Source organism: Pseudoalteromonas sp. GB56 (assembly GCF_054923835.1).
The window spans coordinates 595731-614289 of the sequence record NZ_JBPCHK010000001.1; the positions used below are offsets into that span (position 1 = coordinate 595731).

Consider the following 18559-nt stretch of genomic DNA (forward strand, 5'->3'; position numbering starts at 1 on the left):
CATTTGCTGGGGCTTTTTGTCATCTGCTTTTCATAAACACCACCTAACATTGGCACTATGTCCGTGTTCTCGTACCTTTCTACATGCACCATACTTCACCGAGTGTTTTGATCATTGGCAATGGGCCCATTGATGAAGAACTTGCTGACCAAGTCGACAAATTCGACCGTGTTGTGCGATTTAATAACTGCGCAGGCATGCCTTCACACCTTGGTACCAAGTGCACTGATTTGTGGTTAACTGGGCGAGGGAAGCAGGCGCAGCGCTTAGCGGCTTTACCTGCTATTGTCGCGCCACATCACTTAACTAAAGTAATGATCAGTGACCCAAAGCCAAATCGCTTTGGCCAATGGTTCTATCAAACAATTAAGCGAAAAGGCAACATCAATCACGGTGAGGCATTGTTGGCAAAGTATGCACAAGCGCAAGAACAGGGGCGCGTAACTCAGCGCTGTAGAATGCAGCTTCTCAATTATCTCTTAGGCTTAGGCAAGCCGGAGCATACACCACGCTGGCCTAGCTCGGGTGTGCTTGCAATTAACCACTTCGTATCCTTGGGTTATCACGTTTATATTGTCGGATTTGGCTTTCAAGGCTGGAAACGCCACCCTTGGGCTTTGGAGAGACGGTATGTTGAGCAACTATCGCAACAAGGTCGCTTAAGTTACCTGCAAGAACGAGAATTTTGACGTCATTGGCTATCCTTGTGTTTACTCTCTACACTTAGTGTTAATGAAGTAGCGACAAAACTGTCTATGAAGCTTGTTTTTTTATTCCTGTTCACTTTCAGCGCCTTTGCTTGTCAGGCACAAAGCGTGCGCTATGTTGCTCCCTTTTTTGGCAATGAAGACTCTGAAAATAGCTATTACCTTCAGGTCTTTAAACGCTCTTTGGCTTTGTCTGAATCTGAATTCGGGGCCATTGAATTAGAAGCGATTGATGTGCCCATGCTACAAGGAAGGCAATTTCGGTCGCTTGAGAGAATGATCAAATAGATGTGATGTGGTCGATGACTTCGCGAGAGCGAGAAAACCGAGCGCGAGCCGTGCGTGTTCCTTTGACTATGGGCTTAATCGGCTATCGGATTCTTGTGATCAAAGAATCGGATAAGGCCAAGTTTGCCAACATAAAGACAGCAGAAGAGCTAAAAAAGCAGACAGCCTTACTTGGTCATGACTGGCCAGATAGTGCAATTATGCAAGCCAATGGGTTTGCAGTTGAAGCGGTGAGCTGGCATGACAGTATGTATGCTCTTTTAGGTGGGAATCAGTTTGACTACTTTCCCCGAGGTATATTGGAAATTGGCCAAGAACTGTCGTTTTTTAATCAAGGTGCTCATTTTACAATCGAAGACAGGTGGTTACTTCACTATCCTGCAGCGATGTACTTTTTTGTCCACCGTGACAATGAAGAGCTTGCACAGCGTCTGGAATATGGCTTACAAAAAATGATTGATTCTGGAGAATTGAAAAGCTTATTTGATCAACCACCCTTTCCACAATCAGGGATTGCAAATTCTCAATCTCCAAAAGCGCAATATCATTAATCTTGATAACCCATTGTTACCTGATCAAACTCCTACCTTGAACCCGCAATTCTGGCTGTCACACGAACAATTATACCAATTGATTTATTAACGCTAAGAGCCTAGGACGTGACGGTTCGGGTCAATGAACATGAAGTGTCTTTGCTAAAGGCAGCTCGTAATTCGTTATTTTTATTAAACAAGTACCTTATTACATTGAGTGGTCGTACAGTCGTCGAATTGCACAATCCCTTATTGCCAGAGAAGACGCCACTTGAAACCTCTCAATATTGGCTCACTTACGAAGAGTTAATCCAGCGTGAAAAGTCGCGCGACGTGAAATAAAAAAAAGCCACCCGATAGGTGGCTTCTTTATGTTGTGGCTTCTTTAATTAATCATCTGACGAAGCACATATTGTAAAATGCCACCGTGCTTATAGTAGTCCCACTCTTTTGGAGTATCGATGCGAACATCGACTTTGAATGTAGTTTTAGCACCTTCTTCATTAGTGGCAACTACTTCAAGTTCCGATGCTTTATCGACTAACCCATTAATATCAAATGTTTCCTTACCGGAGAGTCCTAACTCTTCGTGACCTTCACCTTCTTTAAACTGCAATGGCAATACGCCCATACCAATGAGGTTTGAGCGGTGAATACGCTCATAGCTCTTGGCAACGACCGCCTTAATACCAAGCAGTAATGAGCCTTTAGCTGCCCAGTCTCGCGATGATCCTGTGCCGTATTCAGCGCCCGCCAACACAACCAGTGGCGTGCTGTTTTGCTGATATTGCATAGCCGCGTCGTAGATGCTGGCAAGTTCATCTTGTGGTTGTGTACGAGTTATTCCGCCCTCTGTACCAGGTGCGAGCTGATTGCGTAAGCGCACGTTGGCAAAGGTACCACGCATCATTACTTCATGGTTACCACGTCGAGAGCCGTAGGAGTTAAATTCGCCTTTGGGCACACCGTGTGACAATAAATATTCACCCGCTGGGGCATCGACTTTAATCGATCCTGCTGGGGAAATATGGTCAGTGGTTACTGAATCGCCTAGTTTCGCTAAACAACGAGCTCCAGAAATAGTTGGGATACCGGGCGGCTCCTTGTTCATATCGTCAAAGAATGGCGCTTTGCGAATATAGGTGGAGGCGTCGTTCCATTCATAGCGCTTGGCTTGCGGAATGGCGATACCACGCCAGCGTTCGTCACCCTTGTAAACATCCGCATAACTCTTGGCGAACATGTCCTTGGTTACAGTTGATTTCACGAGTTCCGCGACTTCACTTACGCTCGGCCATATGTCTTTTAGGAAAACATCTTGGCCATTTTTATCTTGAGTGAGTGGTTCATTGTATACGTCAATGTCAGTTCGACCTGCGAGTGCATAGGCTACCACCAGAGGCGGAGACGCTAGAAAGTTCATTTTCACATCTTGGTGAATTCGACCTTCGAAATTACGATTCCCTGAGAGAATTGAGCTGACAATCAGCTTATGATCGGTGATGGCTTTTTGAATCTCATCTGGCAGTGGGCCGGAGTTACCGATGCAAGTAGTACAGCCATACCCCACCAAATTAAAACCAAGGGCTTCCAGATCATCCATCAGCGCTGCTTTTTGCAAATAATCAGTAACCACTTGCGAGCCCGGTGCTAACGATGTTTTCACCCAAGGTTTAACATTGAGGCCCAGTTCGTTCGCTTTCTTCGCCACTAACCCCGCTGCGAGAATAACGCTCGGGTTTGACGTATTGGTACAGCTGGTGATTGCAGCAATAACGCAGGCACCATCATTGAGCTCAAAATCTTGGCCTTTAAAATTGACTTTAGCGACCCCGGTTACTTGAGGCTCATTGGTTGAAGGTTCGGCTTGACCGCCCTCTGAAACAATGCGTGACTCTTGTTGTGAAGCAGCTTCTTTTTGCTTGGCTCGCTCGTCTTGGAACTGCGCTAAATGGCCGCTGATCACCGTACCCGCTGTATCGAGCGCAATGCGATCTTGCGGTCGTTTAGGGCCAGCGAGACTCGGGACTACCTGACTTAAATCGAGCTCAAGGGTATCCGTGTACATCGGCTCGTCACCTTGCTCACGCCACATGCCTTGATGCTTCGCGTACATCTCGATTAATTTGATTTGTTCGTCACTGCGGTTTGTGAGCTTCAAATATTCAAGCGTTTCTTGATCAATTGGGAAGATGCCACAGGTCGCGCCATATTCCGGTGCCATATTGGCAATGGTGGCACGATCGGCTAGAGGAAGGTCGGCAAGACCATCGCCGTAGAATTCAGACGAACTTACCCACGACACCTTTTTCGCGCAGCATCTGGGTGACGGTTAACACTAGGTCCGTCGCAGTTGTACCTTCTGGCAATGCGCCTTTGAGTTTGAAGCCGATAACTTGTGGAATGAGCAGACTAATAGGCTGACCCAGCATCGCTGCTTCGGCTTCAATTCCTCCGACTCCCCATCCAAGTATGCCTAGACCGTTGATCATCGTGGTGTGTGAATCGGTGCCGACTAGGCTGTCTGGGTAGGCGAAAGTGTGACCATTGTCGTCCTTTTCAAAAATAACACGGGCGAGGTATTCCAAATTTACTTGGTGCACAATCCCCGTTGCAGGTGGCACTACTTTCAAATTATCAAACGCGGTTTGTCCCCAGCGTAAGAATTCGTAGCGTTCTTTATTGCGCTCATATTCGAGTTTGGCATTGAGGTCAAAAGCGCCGTCTTGACCATAGCTATCCACTTGCACTGAGTGGTCGATTACCAATTCAGCAGGTGACAATGGATTTATCTTGCTGGGATCGCCTCCGAGTTTCTCCATGGCATCGCGCATGGCTGCTAAATCGACGATGGCAGGCACGCCAGTGAAATCTTGCATCACCACACGCGCGGGCGTAAAAGCGACTTCTTGGCTTGGTTTGGCCTTTGGATCCCAGTCGAGCAAGGCCTGAATATCATCAACGGTGATGTTTTCCCCGTCTTCATGGCGAAGTAAGTTTTCTAATAAAATTTTCAGAGAGAAAGGCAGCCGTTTGGCTTTGTCGCCTAGGCTGGCTAATGAGTGAATGTGATATTGCTTGGCGTTGACTGTCAGTTGTTCTAGCGTATTAAAGCTGTTATTCATTCAAAACCCCTTTGTTTATCTGCGCCTACCAAAAATCATTAACAGTGACCTTAGCAAACACATAAATCCTAGGGCGTGTTGATCTTTGAGGTATGAATTTTGTTCAAATCAAAGGCGTCCAATGCTAGGAATGGGTTATGTTGCATAGCGAGCTATGCTAATAACCCATGACACCGCAGTGTGCGCCTATGGTTGAATCCTCTGGGCAGTGCCATTGGGGTATTTTTTCTGCGTTATCACCTGACTGACATCGAATGACTATGCGACGCAGGCACTGCCTTGCCAAAACACCTCAATGGCTGCTGCAAAAACACACAGCAAAGGTCAACACGCCCTAGTAGTTAACCTTTAACCACTAGTAAGAGCTTGGGGGGAACTGAGCTTTTTTCAACCTGTAGTGCGGATAAATTTTATTCAGTGTGTCTACTTATTTGCAAAAGTAACCATTAGAAATTTTAAGAATTACCCGAATGAGATGGGTTTTCGACCGGTGTTTTCATCACGTGTTGGCGTTTTCTTTTTCGGTTTTTTGACCGGGGCTGAAGAGGTTTTCTCAGGTCTGGTGTGTTGTTTACGCGCCGGCTTTGGTGCCATTGACTTGCCGCTGTGTGGTTTAGGTGCTTTGCGTTGTTCACGCTGCACCATGTTTTCAGCGGCACTGAGTAAGAACGTTTCACCATCAATATGTACTGTGTCACCAGCATAGAGCTTTTTGCGTTTTTGAGTACACAATTCACCATTTACACCGATATAGCCGTCAGCGATAAGCAGCTTCGCGTGCCCCCCCCCTTCAGCAAGGTCGAGCACTTTTAACAGCTTGCATAGCTCAATCGGCTCTTCTTCTAATTGAACTTCAATAAAATCGTCATGCATGGTGTGTATGCTCTCATCGGTAATGGCGCGCTATTATACACCCAAACTAAACAAACATGCATCGCGTGGATTGGGGTTGCACTAAAATGTGTCATTTTGCGCCAATGTAATGCAAACTTTTTTGTCTGTTGGTAGTCTAAAACAGACAATAACAAGTATAACAAGCAATACAGCGCCATAGGTTGTTTGGCGTGGAAATTGCTAATCAAAGCTAAATAAAGTAGTTCTAATCTTTAGCGAGGGGAATTGTATGGGTGCGAGACAAGCAGTATTCGAAGAGTTTCTAAGCCATAAATATGCAGACCACTGTAGTGCGGAGCAAGTGCGAGTGGCAATCGCTGAAGCGATTAAAAAATACCAAGAGAACACAGATGCCTACTTCGAGTTACTCTCTCGGTTTAACGACAATCATAGCCGTATCCTCTATCACAACCGCAGTGCAGAACCCGGGCTGAGTTACTGTCAGCATAAGTTATTCAAGGAAGTGACTTATGAAAAGCAAAGCGTTATGGACTGGGCAAAAAGCCGAGGCATCGCACTCACAATTTAAAACCTAAGTGATTAAAACAAAAAAGCAGCCCAGGCTGCTTTTTTGTTTGTGTGCGTTATGAACTTAGCGCACTGACGATAAAGAATGGATTGAGGTAGCTTTCTTTTTGGTTGTACTTTAACGGCTCACCATCAATGTTGGTGACCTTTGCGCCGGCAATTGCCGCAACAGCATGGCCAGCACCTGTATCCCATTCACTCGTAGGGCCCAAACGCGGATAAATATCTGCAGTACCTTCAGCGACCAAGCATAGCTTTAATGAGCTGCCCTTAGGCACCATGTCAACTTCTTCAAACTGCTCAAGGAAGCTAGCAAGTTGTTCAGAAGGGTGAGAGCGGCTGCCTACAACGCGGATAAGACCTTTGTTCTCTTTTTCTGTCACTTTGAGCTCAATACGCGCTTCGCCTTCTTGTTTGAAAGCGCCGATGTCTTTTGCAGCTAAATAGCTTACGCCCAATGCTGGCGCATCAACCACGCCTAAAACTGGTTCACCATTGTCAATGAGTGCAATGTTAATAGTGAACTCACCATTTTTCTTGATGAACTCTTTCGTGCCATCGATTGGATCCACTAACCAGTACTTTTGCCAGTTTTGACGCTCTTCCCAGCTAATGGATGCGCTCTCTTCACTCAGAATAGGTAGGTCTGGTGTTAACTCCTTTAAACCTGCAACGATGACTTTATGAGCAGCTAAGTCAGCGTCGGTAACAGGACTTTTATCGTCCTTGTACTCGATACCAAAGTCCTTGTTGTAGATGGTCATAGCTGCTTGCCCTGCATCGCGAGAGAGGGTCAACACGTGTTCTAATAATTCAATTGATGTCATGAGTTAGCCTATGATTTCTTTTTCTTTTAGGTAATCAAGTAGTTGAGCTACACATGCTTCGATACTCAATTCACCTGTATTAATGATGATTTCTGGGTTTACAGGTACTTCGTAGTCAGAATCGATACCTGTGAAGTGGGCAATTTCCCCGGCACGAGCTTTCTTATACAAGCCTTTTGGGTCTCGTTGCTCACACGTGGCCAGTGGGGTGTCTAGATACACTTCAACAAACTCACCGTCTTCCACCAGGTTGCGAACCATAGAACGCTCTGCTTGGAAAGGGGAAATAAAAGCGGTAAGTACCAATAATCCTGCATCGACCATTAGCTTTGAAGCCTCGCCCACTCGGCGAATATTTTCTTTACGATCTTCGTCTGAGAAACCCAAGTCACCACACAAGCCATGACGTACATTGTCACCGTCTAGCAAGTATGTTTTGTGTCCAAGTTCATGCAGCTTATTTTCGAGTGCGCCTGCGACAGTACTTTTGCCAGAGCCAGAAAACCCCGTGAACCATAAAATACAACTCTTGTGGCCATTTGCTGTTTGTCTTTTTTGCTTATTAACACCGTGTTGGTGCCAAACAATATTTTCGTCCATTACAGAAGCCCTGATTAAAATGGGAAAACATACGTGATTAAACCAATAACCACACATGCATATACGGCTGACATCAGCACACCTACGCGTGCGAAGTCGGAAAATCGATATTGACCAGCGTTCATTACGATCATGTTGGTTTGATAGCTAAAAGGGCTGATGAATGCAGCGCTTGCACCATATGCAACAGCCATTGCAAAAGGCATTAGATCAACATTGAGCGAGTTGGACAGGCCATACGCAAGCGGAAACATGAGTGCTGCCGCCGCGTTATTGGTAATTAATTCAGTCATGATCACAGTGAATATATACACTATGATGAGCGCGGTTAACGGGGTTAATGCACTTTGTCCCGCGAGCCAAGTTTGCAATTGCATTTCTGCACCAGACCCCGCAAAAGCATTTGCGAGACCCAAAGCTGAAGCGATGATAATAACGAGCTCAAATGGAAAGCGTCTTTTTAATTCCTGGCCATCAAGCAGGTTAGTCGCTAATAACAAGGCAATAAAAATCAAAAGGCCTTGTACCAAGGGGATAACATTAGCTGCAGCTAAAGCTATAACACTGGCGAAACCCGAAATTAGCGCAAGCTCATTGCGAAAGTTATATGCCTTGTCTACTTGATGCTCACTGACGAAATAAAAGTTTTTATCTAGATTGCTGCGGTTATTAAAGTCGTGACCGACAGCAAGCATAAAGCGATCGCCTGGACGAATGGTGACTTCTCCGAGCTTGCCCGAGAGGCGTTCACCATTGCGATGGATCGCAACGACCGCGGCATCAAATTTAGCACGAAAGCCGGTACTTTTCAGTGTTCGTCCAACAAGTGTCGACGTATGAGTCACGATAACTTCTTGTAAGTTGGAACTGAGAAGTCCATTGCTGTCAGCAAATAGTGTGAGCCCGGGAATCCGCTGCAGCGCAGTGACGCTTTGTACATTGCCGGTGAAAATAAGCTTGTCGCCTGCGCGAATTTTGTTTTCTGGGCGAACCGGTGTAATTAAGCGCTTATCACGAACGATTTCAACAAGAAACAAGTCATCCAGATCACGCAGGCCATTTTTCTCAATCGTTTTACCAATCAGTGGAGAATTGTCGTTTACTTTTGCTTCTAGTAGGTACTGTTTATGTTCACTCGCAGAGCGTGAGTAGTTTGGCAGTAGTTTATTGCTGAGAATTAACACAACAATACCAGCGAGTGTTACCGCAATGCCTATTGGCAAGAAGCTAAACATGGATAAGCTCAAGTCAGCAGCTTCTTGAGTAAAACTGTTTACGATTAAATTTGTTGATGTGCCTACGAGTGTCGTCGTACCGCCTAAAATCGCCGCATAAGACAGTGGAATAAGCAGCTTGGAAGGGGTGTGGTATTTATTGCGAGTGAGCGGGCCAACTAACGCCGCAACAACGGCGGTGTTGTTCAAAAAAGCAGAGGCCGCAGCAGTAACGGTACTTACTCTGATAATACTTTTTGTGAGTGAAGGACTGACTATACTTTTAGCCAACCTTTGCAATATCGATGTTCTTTCTAATGCGAGTGACACCAGCATTAGGAGCACTAGAGCAACGAGTCCAGTGTTTGTGAAATTGTGTAATAGCTCTGGAGTATCAAGATACCCCAGAACATAACACACTAATAATGCAGTAAAAAATAGCGTTGCTGGACGTATGTGTGTAAACACAAGACCAGCAAACAACGCTACTATGATTGCTGCATATAATGCGACATCCATGTACTTATTTTAACTTACTAATATCAATCGCCTGCCAGTGTGGGAAATGCTTACGCACGAGTGCATTAAACTCAACCTCGAAGTCACTGAACTGGCTATGTTGTTGATTTTCTCGTTGCGCCAATACTTCTTCAACCATACCCGCACCAACTGTCAGGTTGGATAGGCGGTCAATCAAAATAAATGCACCGGTTTCCTTGTTATCGCGATACACATCAGCGAGCATTGGCTCTGTGGAATCAACAGTAACAATAGCAATTTCGTTGAGCTGTAGATTGTCTGCTTGACCTTGCTCAAGTGTATTCACATCAATTGTGTGATCGATGCGTGATACGACTGCTGCTGTTTTCTTCGCGCCTAGTTTCAAATTATAGGTCTTACCTACAATTAATGGCTCTTCGTGCATCCAAACCAATTTTGCTTGTAATTGATTTGTTGATACTGACTTCGAGTTGCTTGGCACAATGACATCACCACGACTGATATCAATTTCATCGTTTAATGTCATGGTGATTGCTTGGCCCGCTTCAGCGGTATCTAGATTACCGTCAAAAGTAACCAACTCTTTGATACTCGAAGTCTTACCTGAAGGTAGGACTTTCACTGCATCACCCACTTTAAATTCACCTGAAGTGATGGTGCCCTGGAAACCACGGAAATCTAAGTTTGGACGCACCACATATTGCACCGGCAGACGAGGTTCAAAACCATTGTTCGTTGCCGCTGCTGGTGAGTCTTCAAGTAGCTCTAGAAGTGGTTTGTCAGTGTAATAGGGGGTGTGCTCTGAGCGAGACACTACGTTGTCGCCTTTAAGCGCAGACATAGGTACGAATTTGATATTTTGTACATTAAGTTGTTCAGCAAACTTCAGATAGTCAGCTTTGATCTTCTCGTACACAGATTCATCAAAATCGACGATGTCCATTTTGTTGATAGCAACAACAAATTGTTCAATACCTAACGAATCACAAATGAAACTGTGGCGTTTAGTTTGTGTTTGCACACCGTAACGAGCATCAACCAGTATGATAGCTAAATCGCTCGTTGAAGCACCGGTCACCATGTTACGAGTGTATTGCTCGTGTCCAGGGGTGTCTGCGATGATAAATTTACGTTTCGCTGTAGAGAAATAACGATAGGCTACATCAATAGTGATGCCTTGCTCTCGTTCAGCCTGTAAGCCATCAACGAGTAGGGCTAAGTCAAGCTCTTCGCCTGCATTACCTACTTTTTCGTTGTCTTTATGTAAAGCTGCAAGCTGATCTTCATAAATCTGATGACTGTCATGTAACAAACGACCGATTAGGGTCGACTTACCGTCATCAACACTACCGCAGGTTAATAAACGCAGAAGGCTCTTGTCTTGTTGGCGCGATAGATAGGCTTCAATACCTAACTCTTTAACTTCATTCGCTGTAGCTGACATTTAGAAATACCCCTCACGTTTTTTCTTTTCCATAGACCCTGATGAGTCATGGTCAATCACTCGACCTTCACGCTCTGATGATGTTGACAGCAGCATCTCTTCAATAATACCGGTTAGGGTATCAGCGGTAGATTCAACTGCGCCTGTTAGTGGGTAACAACCTAATGTACGGAAGCGCACTGACTTCATTTGTGGTTGCTCGCCTTCGTTCAAAGGCATACGCTCATCGTCTACCATGATTAAGGTACCATCACGCTCTACAACAGGACGCTTCTCTGCTAAATACAAAGGAACGATCTCAATATTCTCTTGATAGATGTATTGCCAAATATCAAGTTCCGTCCAGTTTGAAAGAGGGAACACACGGATGCTCTCACCCTGGTTTACTTCACTGTTGTAAGTATTCCAAAGTTCAGGGCGCTGGTTTTTTGGATCCCATCTGTGGTGCTTGTCGCGGAATGAGTAAACACGTTCTTTTGCGCGTGATTTCTCTTCATCACGACGAGCGCCACCGAACGCAGCATCAAAGCCATACTGGTTAAGCGCTTGTTTCAAGCCCTGTGTTTTCATGATATCAGTGTGCTTTGATGAACCGTGTACAAACGGACTGATATCCATTGCTAACCCCTCAGGGTTTTTGTGTACGATTAAGTCGAAACCATACTCTTTCGCTAAGCGATCACGAAATTCGATCATTTCGCGGAATTTCCAGTTGGTATCAACGTGCAGCAAAGGGAAAGGTATCTTTGCTGGGAAAAACGCTTTTCGCGCTAAATGAAGTAATACTGATGAATCTTTACCAATGGAGTAAAGCATCACGGGATTGTCAAACTCAGCCGCTACTTCGCGGATGATTTTGATGCTTTCAGCCTCAAGTTGCTGAAGATGGGTTAAAGCCATTGCTTTGTTCCTGCCTAAACTCTTAATTTATAAATTCCGTAGGGCACTACGCAACATCGGTGATTGGTTGTGCAAAACTACTAACTTGGCGTCGAGTACCGAACCAAGCCAATTCTTGATGCAGAGATGCCACTTCACCGACGATTAACAACGCAGGTGATTGCACTTTGTGTTGGTGGATCAAGTCATCAAGGTGTTGCAACGTTCCAGTAAATACACGTTGTTCCTTACGTGTACCATTTTCGATAATGGCTACTGGCGTCGATGTCGCGCGACCATGTTTTATTAGCTGCGCTTTTATATCAGGTGACTTTACCACACCCATATAAATAGCCAAAGTCTGATTAGGTTTTGCTAAAGATTGCCAATCAAGTTCTTGGCCATCTTTCTTACAGTGACCCGTTACAAACTGAATACTTTGTGCGTAATCTCTGTGTGTTAAAGGTATACCTGCGTATGCGCTGCATCCTGCAGCAGCCGTTATACCAGGCACAATCTGGTATTTTACGCCATGCTCTGCGAGCACCTGTACTTCCTCGCCACCACGTCCATAAATAAATGGATCGCCACCTTTGATACGGCACACTTTCTTACCTTGTTGGGCAAGTTCTACCAAAATTTCATTGGTGCGCTCTTGCGCCACGCTGTGATCCCCTGCGCGCTTGCCTACGCAAATGAGGTCAGCATCGCGGCGCACCAATTCCATAATTTCATCAGAGACCAGGTAGTCGTACACCACAACGTCTGCTTGTTGCATCAACTGCAATGCCTTTAACGTTAATAGTTCTGGGTCTCCTGGGCCTGCGCCCACCACGTACACTTCTCCTTGAGGTGCTGGTGTGTCAGAGAGCATCTGTTGCAATTGCTGGTAAGCCTCATCATCGTTACCTTTTTGCACTTCACTGACTACGTTGGAGTCAAACACGCGCTCCCAAAATTGGCGGCGGTCAGCAAAGTGCGCAAAACGAGATTTTACTTGGCTGCGAAAACGGCCAACTAGATTTGCGAGTGGACCAATGTGGTGGGGGATAAGGGTTTCCAATTTCTCGCGCAATCGGCGCGCAAGAACTGGCGCTGTTCCCGCGCTGGATATCGCAATGGTTACCGGGTTACGGTCAACAATTGACGGAAAGATGAAGCTGCACTTTGGCTGGTCATCGACCACATTCACAAAAATATTGCGTTGTTCTGCTGCGAGATGAACGTGCGCATTGACCTCATCGTTGTCGGTCGCAGCAATAACGAGCATAAAGCCCTCAACATGGTTGTCGATGAACAGTGCTTCAACTAAAGTCACTTTGCCCTCTTTTTGCAAATTCTTCAGTTGTTCACAAAATGAAGGGGCCACAAGTGTCAGGTTAGCGCGTGCTTTTAGCACTGCGGTTGCTTTACGAAACGCAATATCGCCGCCACCGACAATTAATACCGGTTTGTTATCGAGTTTTGTGAATATGGGTAAATATTGCACCTGTCACCACCTGTCGCGCCTTATTGAGGCAAAAAAACTATCACTACGTTATGAGCCTGTAAGAATAATGTGCAAAATAGCGGTTAAAAAATAATTTGTTCCAAGCTTATATAGCTAAAAGTTATATGCCGACCTTTGAAATGGCTTAAGCCAATAAAAATAAAGTCTTAAGCGCGAAATTTATAATTAACTATCAAACCAGAGGATAAAAAAAGCCTATAAAGGCTAACTTGATCCAAATCCTATTTAACGGGGCGATGACGATGTTAGTATAGTTTTACCACTGTAAAGGAGAGTGATTAATGAGTGTGTCACATGATGCCCAATTAGCGTTGGCTTGTTTAGATTTTACCCGTTTAAATGAGCAAGATAGTGAACAAGACATCCAAGCCTTTTTAGCACAGATCTCTGCCTCGCAACCGCGACCTGCTGCCGTTTGTGTGTATCCGCAGTGGCTGAAATACGTAAAATGTTACCTAGATGCACATTTTAACTGGCCCATTGCATTGGCAACAGTAACTAACTTCCCCGGCGGTGATCAGCCTTTATCAGAGGTCCTCAACCAAACACAAGATGCACTATTATCTGGTGCGAATGAAATTGATTTGGTATTGCCATACAAAGCGCTGCTTAATGGGAATGCGGCATTGGCACTGAGTTATGTGCAAGAAAGCAAAGCGCTGTGCGTAGGTAGAGCAAAGCTGAAAGTGATAATTGAAAGTGGTGAGTTACCGTTAGATATCGTCGCGAAAGCCGCACGCATCGCTATCGAAGGGGGGGCAGACTTTGTTAAAACAAGCACTGGGAAAGTGCCAATTAATGCGACGCTAGAAGCGGTTGATGTCATTCTGGAAGAAATAAAGAGCAGTGGTAAAGCGGTGGGGGTAAAAGTTTCGGGTGGGGTGAAGACCCTTGAACAGGCACAGCAATATTTACACCTTAGTGTTGATAAAATGGGCGGTTCTTGGGTGACCCCAATCAACTTCCGTTTTGGCGCCTCATCGTTACTTGATGAATTGTATGCTGCGATATGAGTGAAAGCGAACTCGAAAAGTTAAAGTTGGAACACGAAGCTGCGCGTTTGTTCTTGCGCGCTTACGAGCGTGAATACCATATCCCGATGTGGCACATCTGGCACAATCAACCGGCAAAACCCGATGTAAGTTGTTACATGAATGACGAACGCTTAGATATCGAAATAGCGCATCTTTATGCCAATGAACATGAAGCTATGGCGGTGTTAGGCAGACCTTTGAATTTGGATATCCAACGCCAATTAGCGCAATTAGCTCTCAATCCAAGTTGCGATCAACTGCATTATGCGCTGTCCCGTTTGCTCAGTGCCAAAGCAAAGAAAAAATACGACAGCAAACGTGTATGGTTGCTGATTCGAAATGCCAGCACTTTGTGGCAACACAACGATTTTGTGCATTTAGCTGCGCACTTGCAGGTGCCTAATGGACATGAATTCGAGCAAATTTGGTTGCTCAGTGATTGGCTTGGGCAAGAAGCGCCCATTCAGCTTTGGTCCTCACAAGGGTGAAATGGCCTAATTAATTTTGTTTGTGCCTAGCTTTTGCTCTTGTTTTAGCGCGTTTGGTCAGTATAATGGGCATCCACTTTGCAGGGGCGTAGTTCCAATTGGTAGAACAGCGGTCTCCAAAACCGACGGTTGGGAGTTCGAATCTCTCCGCCCCTGCCACTTTTCATTTAGTAAGTCTAAGTCTAAAAATCTGTTTTAAAAGCACGTTTTTAAGGTTAGATTTGGATAGATTTACCCTGTCGAGTGACGGGGTTGTTGTGTCTGTATTTAGGGTGTCAGGAATTATGAGTGCAAATGTAGAAAACTCGTCAAGCTCGATGGATATGGTTAAGTGGATCTTTGCCATTGCGTTACTAGCAGCAGCAGTTGTGGGTAACACCATGTACGGTGACCAGTCGGTATTAATCCGAGCAATCGGCGTAGTTGCGGCAGTCGCAATCGCTTTAGGTGTACTAGCGACAACGGAAAAAGGTCGTACTTTTATCACGTTTGCTAAAGAAGCACGTATCGAAGTTCGTAAAGTTGTTTGGCCAACGCGTCAAGAAACAACGCACACTACGTTCATCGTAATGATTGCTACAGTTATTATGGCGCTGATCCTTTGGGGATTAGACGGAATTTTATTCCGAGTAGTAGGCTTTTTAACTGGATTGGAGATCTAGTCCCATGACGGAAGAGAACAAAGAAAAGAAATTACGTTGGTATGTGATTCAAGCATTCTCAGGTTTTGAGAAGCGTGTAGCACAAACCATCAAAGAGCACATTCAAATCCAAGGTCTTGAAGACAGCTTTGGTGAAGTGCTGGTGCCTACAGAAGAAGTAGTGGAAATGCGCGCAGGTCAAAAGCGTAAATCAGAGCGTAAATTCTTCCCTGGTTACGTACTCGTGCAGATGGACATGAACGATGCGAGTTGGCACTTAGTAAACAGTACGCCTCGTGTAATGGGCTTCATCGGCGGTACATCTGACCGTCCAGCACCTATCAGCAAAAAAGAAGCTGACCGTATTCTTAACCGTCTTGAAGAAAATGCTGAAGCACCTAAGCCAGCGACCTTGTTTGAGCCAGGTGAAGTGGTGCGTGTTATTGATGGTCCATTTGCAGACTTCAACGGTGTTGTTGAAGAAGTGGATTACGAGAAAAGCCGCGTAAAAGTTTCTGTTCTTATCTTCGGTCGTTCAACGCCAGTTGAGCTAGAGTTTGGCCAAGTAGAACAAGATAAATAATTTGTCTATTTAAACGACAAACTATATTGAAAAAGGCCGCTGATTAACTTATAATCAGCGGCCTTTTTGCATTCGGCGTAGTGTCAACACTATGCATTGAGAGCGAAAAGAGTACTAAATTTTTAATTGGGAAGCCGCTTGAGTACGCGTCCTCGCGCGCACGAGGCTAAGACCCACCTAACGAGGTATAATCATGGCTAAAAAAGTTGAAGCTTTAATCAAGCTACAAGTTGCTGCTGGTATGGCTAACCCTAGTCCACCAGTAGGTCCTGCTCTAGGTCAACACGGTGTTAACATCATGGAATTCTGTAAAGCGTTCAACGCACGTACAGAATCTCTAGAGAAAGGTGCACCTGTTCCTGTAATCATCTCTGTTTATAGCGATCGTTCATTCACGTTTGAAATGAAGACTCCACCTGCTGCATATCTTCTTAAGAAAGCTGCAGGCATCAAGTCTGGTTCAGGCCGTCCAAACACTGAGAAAGTAGGTACTGTTACTCGTGCTCAACTAGAAGAAATCGTTGAGATGAAAAAACCAGACCTTACAGCAGCTGACATGGACGCTGCGGTACGCACAATCGCAGGTTCTGCGCGTGCAATGGGCTTGAACGTAGAGGACTAAGATAATGGCAAAATTAACTAAACGTATGCGTACTATCCGCGAGAAAGTGGATGTAACCAAAGATTACGAAATCAACGAAGCTGTTGCACTTCTTAAAGAGCTAGCAACTGCTAAGTTCGTTGAAAGTGTTGACGTTGCTGTTAACCTTGGTATCGATGCACGTAAATCAGACCAAAACGTACGTGGCGCAACTGTTCTTCCTCACGGTACTGGCCGTGACGTTCGCGTAGCTGTATTCACAGCTGGTGCAAATGCAGACGCAGCGAAAGAAGCGGGTGCTGACATCGTAGGTATGGAAGATCTTGCTGAGCTAGTTAAGAAAGGCGAAATGAACTTTGACGTTGTTGTTGCTTCTCCAGATGCAATGCGCGTTGTTGGTCAACTAGGTCAAATCCTAGGTCCACGTGGTCTTATGCCTAACCCTAAAACTGGTACTGTAACTCCTAACGTTGCAGAAGCAGTTAAAAATGCAAAAGCTGGCCAGGTTCGTTACCGTAACGACAAGAACGGCATCATCCACACTACTATCGGTAAAGTGGACTTCACAGCTGAGCAACTACAACAGAACCTTGAGTCTCTAATCGTAGCGCTTAAGAAAGCTAAGCCTTCTCAAGCAAAAGGTACTTACATCAAGAAAGTAAGCATCTCTACTACTATGGGCGCGGGTGTTGCTGTAGACCAAAACTCTCTAAGTACGCAAGTATCTTAATTTAAGAGTTTACGTGGCGCGATTTTTGTACTATAATTTCGCGCCATTTTGTTGAGAAATTATCTCAACAATACAACAAATTCGGGTTGAAGCTAAATTTTCGAATTTGGCTTCCGTCCAAGACCGTAGGTGCAGTGATTCACAGCTTAATTTCCTACGTAGACGGTGTGAATCCCAGCTAGATTTTCCTAATCTTCTGGCTCTCGCCGTAACAAGCAACTCCACTTAATGATGAGTGGGGTAGAGTAAAACTGAGGTTCGTAAGTTCCTCATAACCAGGAGTAACACCCATGGCTTTAAATCTTCAAGACAAAAAAGCAATTGTTGCTGAAGTCAACGAAGCTGCCAAAGGTGCTCTATCTGCAGTTGTTGCAGATTCTCGTGGTGTAACTGTAGACGCTATCACAGCCCTTCGTAAAGAAGCTCGTGAAGCTGGTGTATGGATGAAAGTTGTTCGTAACACCCTAGCTAAACGTGCTGTTGAAGGTACTGATTACGAGTGTCTTACTGAGTCACTAGTTGGCCCAAGCCTTATCGCTTTCTCTTCTGAGCACCCAGGTGCTGCAGCGCGTATCTTTAAAGATTTCGCGAAGAAGCACGAAGCATTTGAGCTTAAAACGGCTGCTTTTGATGGCTCGCTAGTTGATGTAGACATGCTTGCTAAGCTACCTACATACGACGAAGCAGTTGCACGTCTAATGAGCGCTATGAAAGAAGCTTCTGCGGGCAAGCTGGCAAAAACTCTTGCTGCAGTTCGCGACCAGAAACAAGAACAAGCTGCTTAATTTATATTTATAAGCTATTGTTCTTTATCGGTGTATTGAATTTAATGAACCTTAGGGTTCGAAATTATTAGGAAATTTACAATGTCTGTAACTAAAGACCAAATCCTTGACGCTATTGCTGAAATGTCAGTAATGGAAGTTGTTGAACTAGTTGAAGCAATGGAAGAAAAGTTCGGCGTAACTGCAGCTGCTGCTGTTGTTGCTGCTGGTCCAGCTGAAGCTGCTGAAGAAAAGACTGAGTTCGACGTAATCCTAGCTGCTGCTGGCGGTAACAAAGTTGCTGCAATCAAAGCTGTACGTGGCGCAACTGGTCTTGGCCTTAAAGAAGCTAAGGCTCTTGTTGAGTCAGCTCCTGCACCTATCAAAGAAGGTGTATCTAAGGAAGAAGCTGAAGCACTTAAGAAAAATCTTGAAGAAGCTGGTGCTGAAGTTGGAATCAAGTAATCTAGCATACGCTAGGTTCGCTGCCTGAGAAATCAGGCAAGGGCTGGTGATTATTTAATCACCGGCCCTTTTGCGCTATAGAGAGAAAATTCACTTTAGTGCACTCTATTTCTAAATTTCACTATTATTATCAATGAGTTATAGATTTATTATTGGCAATAGCAGTGACATTTAGGCACAACTCTAAATGTTGTATAAATTGG

At 45.0% G+C, this 18559-nt stretch carries 20 protein-coding genes, 1 tRNA gene and 1 pseudogene; 14 read left to right on the forward strand and 8 right to left on the reverse strand.

Annotated elements, in window-relative coordinates:
• Positions 1-83 precede the first annotated feature (83 nt).
• The 4 genes from ACH19P_RS02785 to ACH19P_RS02800 all read left to right on the forward strand — a co-directional run bounded on the left by ACH19P_RS02785 (position 84) and on the right by ACH19P_RS02800 (position 1870).
• Complete coding sequence (locus tag ACH19P_RS02785; protein ID WP_462156989.1) at positions 84-689, forward strand: hypothetical protein; 606 nt, start codon at positions 84-86, stop codon at positions 687-689.
• 66 nt (positions 690-755) lie between these two features.
• Positions 756-995, forward strand: a complete 240-nt coding sequence (locus ACH19P_RS02790; protein ID WP_462156990.1) for a hypothetical protein — start codon at positions 756-758, stop codon at positions 993-995.
• Positions 996-997: 2 nt separating this feature from the next.
• Entirely contained in the window at positions 998-1546 is a 549-nt protein-coding gene (locus ACH19P_RS02795) for a hypothetical protein (RefSeq protein WP_462156991.1), read from the forward strand.
• A 108-nt stretch (positions 1547-1654) separates the two neighbouring features.
• A complete protein-coding gene (locus ACH19P_RS02800; protein ID WP_462156992.1) occupies positions 1655-1870 on the forward strand; it encodes a hypothetical protein in 216 nt (71 codons plus the stop codon).
• Between the two features lie 43 nt (positions 1871-1913).
• On the opposite strand, the pseudogene acnA reads toward ACH19P_RS02800, so the two are convergent.
• Both acnA and ACH19P_RS02810 read right to left on the reverse strand, forming a co-directional pair.
• Positions 1914-4653, reverse strand: a pseudogene (gene acnA / locus ACH19P_RS02805) (aconitate hydratase AcnA).
• Between the two features lie 462 nt (positions 4654-5115).
• On the reverse strand, positions 5116-5526 hold the full coding sequence (locus ACH19P_RS02810; RefSeq protein WP_462156993.1) for an RNA-binding S4 domain-containing protein: 411 nt from the start codon (positions 5524-5526) through the stop codon (positions 5116-5118).
• A gap of 250 nt (positions 5527-5776) precedes the next feature.
• Here ACH19P_RS02810 and ACH19P_RS02815 point away from each other — a divergent pair, with 250 nt between their 5' ends.
• On the forward strand, positions 5777-6076 hold the full coding sequence (locus ACH19P_RS02815) for a hypothetical protein (protein ID WP_462156994.1): 300 nt from the start codon (positions 5777-5779) through the stop codon (positions 6074-6076).
• A gap of 55 nt (positions 6077-6131) precedes the next feature.
• On the opposite strand, the gene cysQ is transcribed toward ACH19P_RS02815, so the two are convergent.
• Genes cysQ through cysG form a run of 6 tightly spaced genes read right to left on the reverse strand, consistent with a single transcriptional unit; the run spans position 6132 to position 13029 of the window.
• A complete protein-coding gene (gene cysQ, locus ACH19P_RS02820) occupies positions 6132-6902 on the reverse strand; it encodes a 3'(2'),5'-bisphosphate nucleotidase CysQ (RefSeq protein ID WP_462156995.1) in 771 nt (256 codons plus the stop codon).
• Positions 6903-6905: 3 nt separating this feature from the next.
• Complete coding sequence (gene cysC, locus ACH19P_RS02825; protein WP_462156996.1) at positions 6906-7502, reverse strand: adenylyl-sulfate kinase; 597 nt, start codon at positions 7500-7502, stop codon at positions 6906-6908.
• 14 nt (positions 7503-7516) lie between these two features.
• Positions 7517-9235, reverse strand: a complete 1719-nt coding sequence (locus ACH19P_RS02830; protein WP_462156997.1) for an SLC13 family permease — start codon at positions 9233-9235, stop codon at positions 7517-7519.
• 4 nt (positions 9236-9239) lie between these two features.
• Positions 9240-10661, reverse strand: coding sequence for a sulfate adenylyltransferase subunit CysN (gene cysN / locus ACH19P_RS02835; RefSeq protein ID WP_462156998.1), 1422 nt, complete (start codon positions 10659-10661; stop codon positions 9240-9242).
• Positions 10662-11561: a sulfate adenylyltransferase subunit CysD gene (cysD, locus tag ACH19P_RS02840; protein WP_462156999.1), complete on the reverse strand. Its 900-nt coding sequence runs from the start codon at positions 11559-11561 to the stop codon at positions 10662-10664.
• Between the two features lie 46 nt (positions 11562-11607).
• Positions 11608-13029 (reverse strand): siroheme synthase CysG, encoded by a 1422-nt coding sequence (gene cysG / locus ACH19P_RS02845; RefSeq protein WP_462157000.1) that lies wholly within the window; start codon positions 13027-13029, stop codon positions 11608-11610.
• A gap of 302 nt (positions 13030-13331) precedes the next feature.
• Here cysG and deoC point away from each other — a divergent pair, with 302 nt between their 5' ends.
• The 9 genes from deoC to rplL all read left to right on the forward strand — a co-directional run bounded on the left by deoC (position 13332) and on the right by rplL (position 18356).
• Positions 13332-14063 carry a deoxyribose-phosphate aldolase gene (gene deoC / locus ACH19P_RS02850; protein ID WP_462157001.1) on the forward strand — a complete coding sequence of 244 codons (732 nt, stop codon included), beginning with the start codon at positions 13332-13334 and terminating at the stop codon, positions 14061-14063.
• Positions 14060-14572, forward strand: a complete 513-nt coding sequence (locus tag ACH19P_RS02855; RefSeq protein ID WP_462157002.1) for a hypothetical protein — start codon at positions 14060-14062, stop codon at positions 14570-14572. The genes deoC and ACH19P_RS02855 overlap by 4 nt, the downstream gene beginning before the upstream one ends.
• Before the next feature lie 82 nt (positions 14573-14654).
• Positions 14655-14731, forward strand: a tRNA-Trp gene (locus tag ACH19P_RS02860).
• A gap of 125 nt (positions 14732-14856) precedes the next feature.
• On the forward strand, positions 14857-15234 hold the full coding sequence (gene secE, locus ACH19P_RS02865; protein ID WP_462157003.1) for a preprotein translocase subunit SecE: 378 nt from the start codon (positions 14857-14859) through the stop codon (positions 15232-15234).
• A gap of 4 nt (positions 15235-15238) precedes the next feature.
• Positions 15239-15796, forward strand: coding sequence for a transcription termination/antitermination protein NusG (gene nusG / locus ACH19P_RS02870; RefSeq protein ID WP_462157004.1), 558 nt, complete (start codon positions 15239-15241; stop codon positions 15794-15796).
• A gap of 193 nt (positions 15797-15989) precedes the next feature.
• Positions 15990-16418 (forward strand): 50S ribosomal protein L11, encoded by a 429-nt coding sequence (gene rplK, locus ACH19P_RS02875; protein WP_105189357.1) that lies wholly within the window; start codon positions 15990-15992, stop codon positions 16416-16418.
• Between the two features lie 4 nt (positions 16419-16422).
• Positions 16423-17127 (forward strand): 50S ribosomal protein L1, encoded by a 705-nt coding sequence (gene rplA / locus ACH19P_RS02880; RefSeq protein ID WP_462157005.1) that lies wholly within the window; start codon positions 16423-16425, stop codon positions 17125-17127.
• Between the two features lie 290 nt (positions 17128-17417).
• On the forward strand, positions 17418-17912 hold the full coding sequence (rplJ, locus tag ACH19P_RS02885; protein WP_462157006.1) for a 50S ribosomal protein L10: 495 nt from the start codon (positions 17418-17420) through the stop codon (positions 17910-17912).
• Positions 17913-17993: 81 nt separating this feature from the next.
• Complete coding sequence (rplL, locus tag ACH19P_RS02890) at positions 17994-18356, forward strand: 50S ribosomal protein L7/L12 (protein WP_462157007.1); 363 nt, start codon at positions 17994-17996, stop codon at positions 18354-18356.
• Positions 18357-18559: the final 203 nt, after the last annotated feature.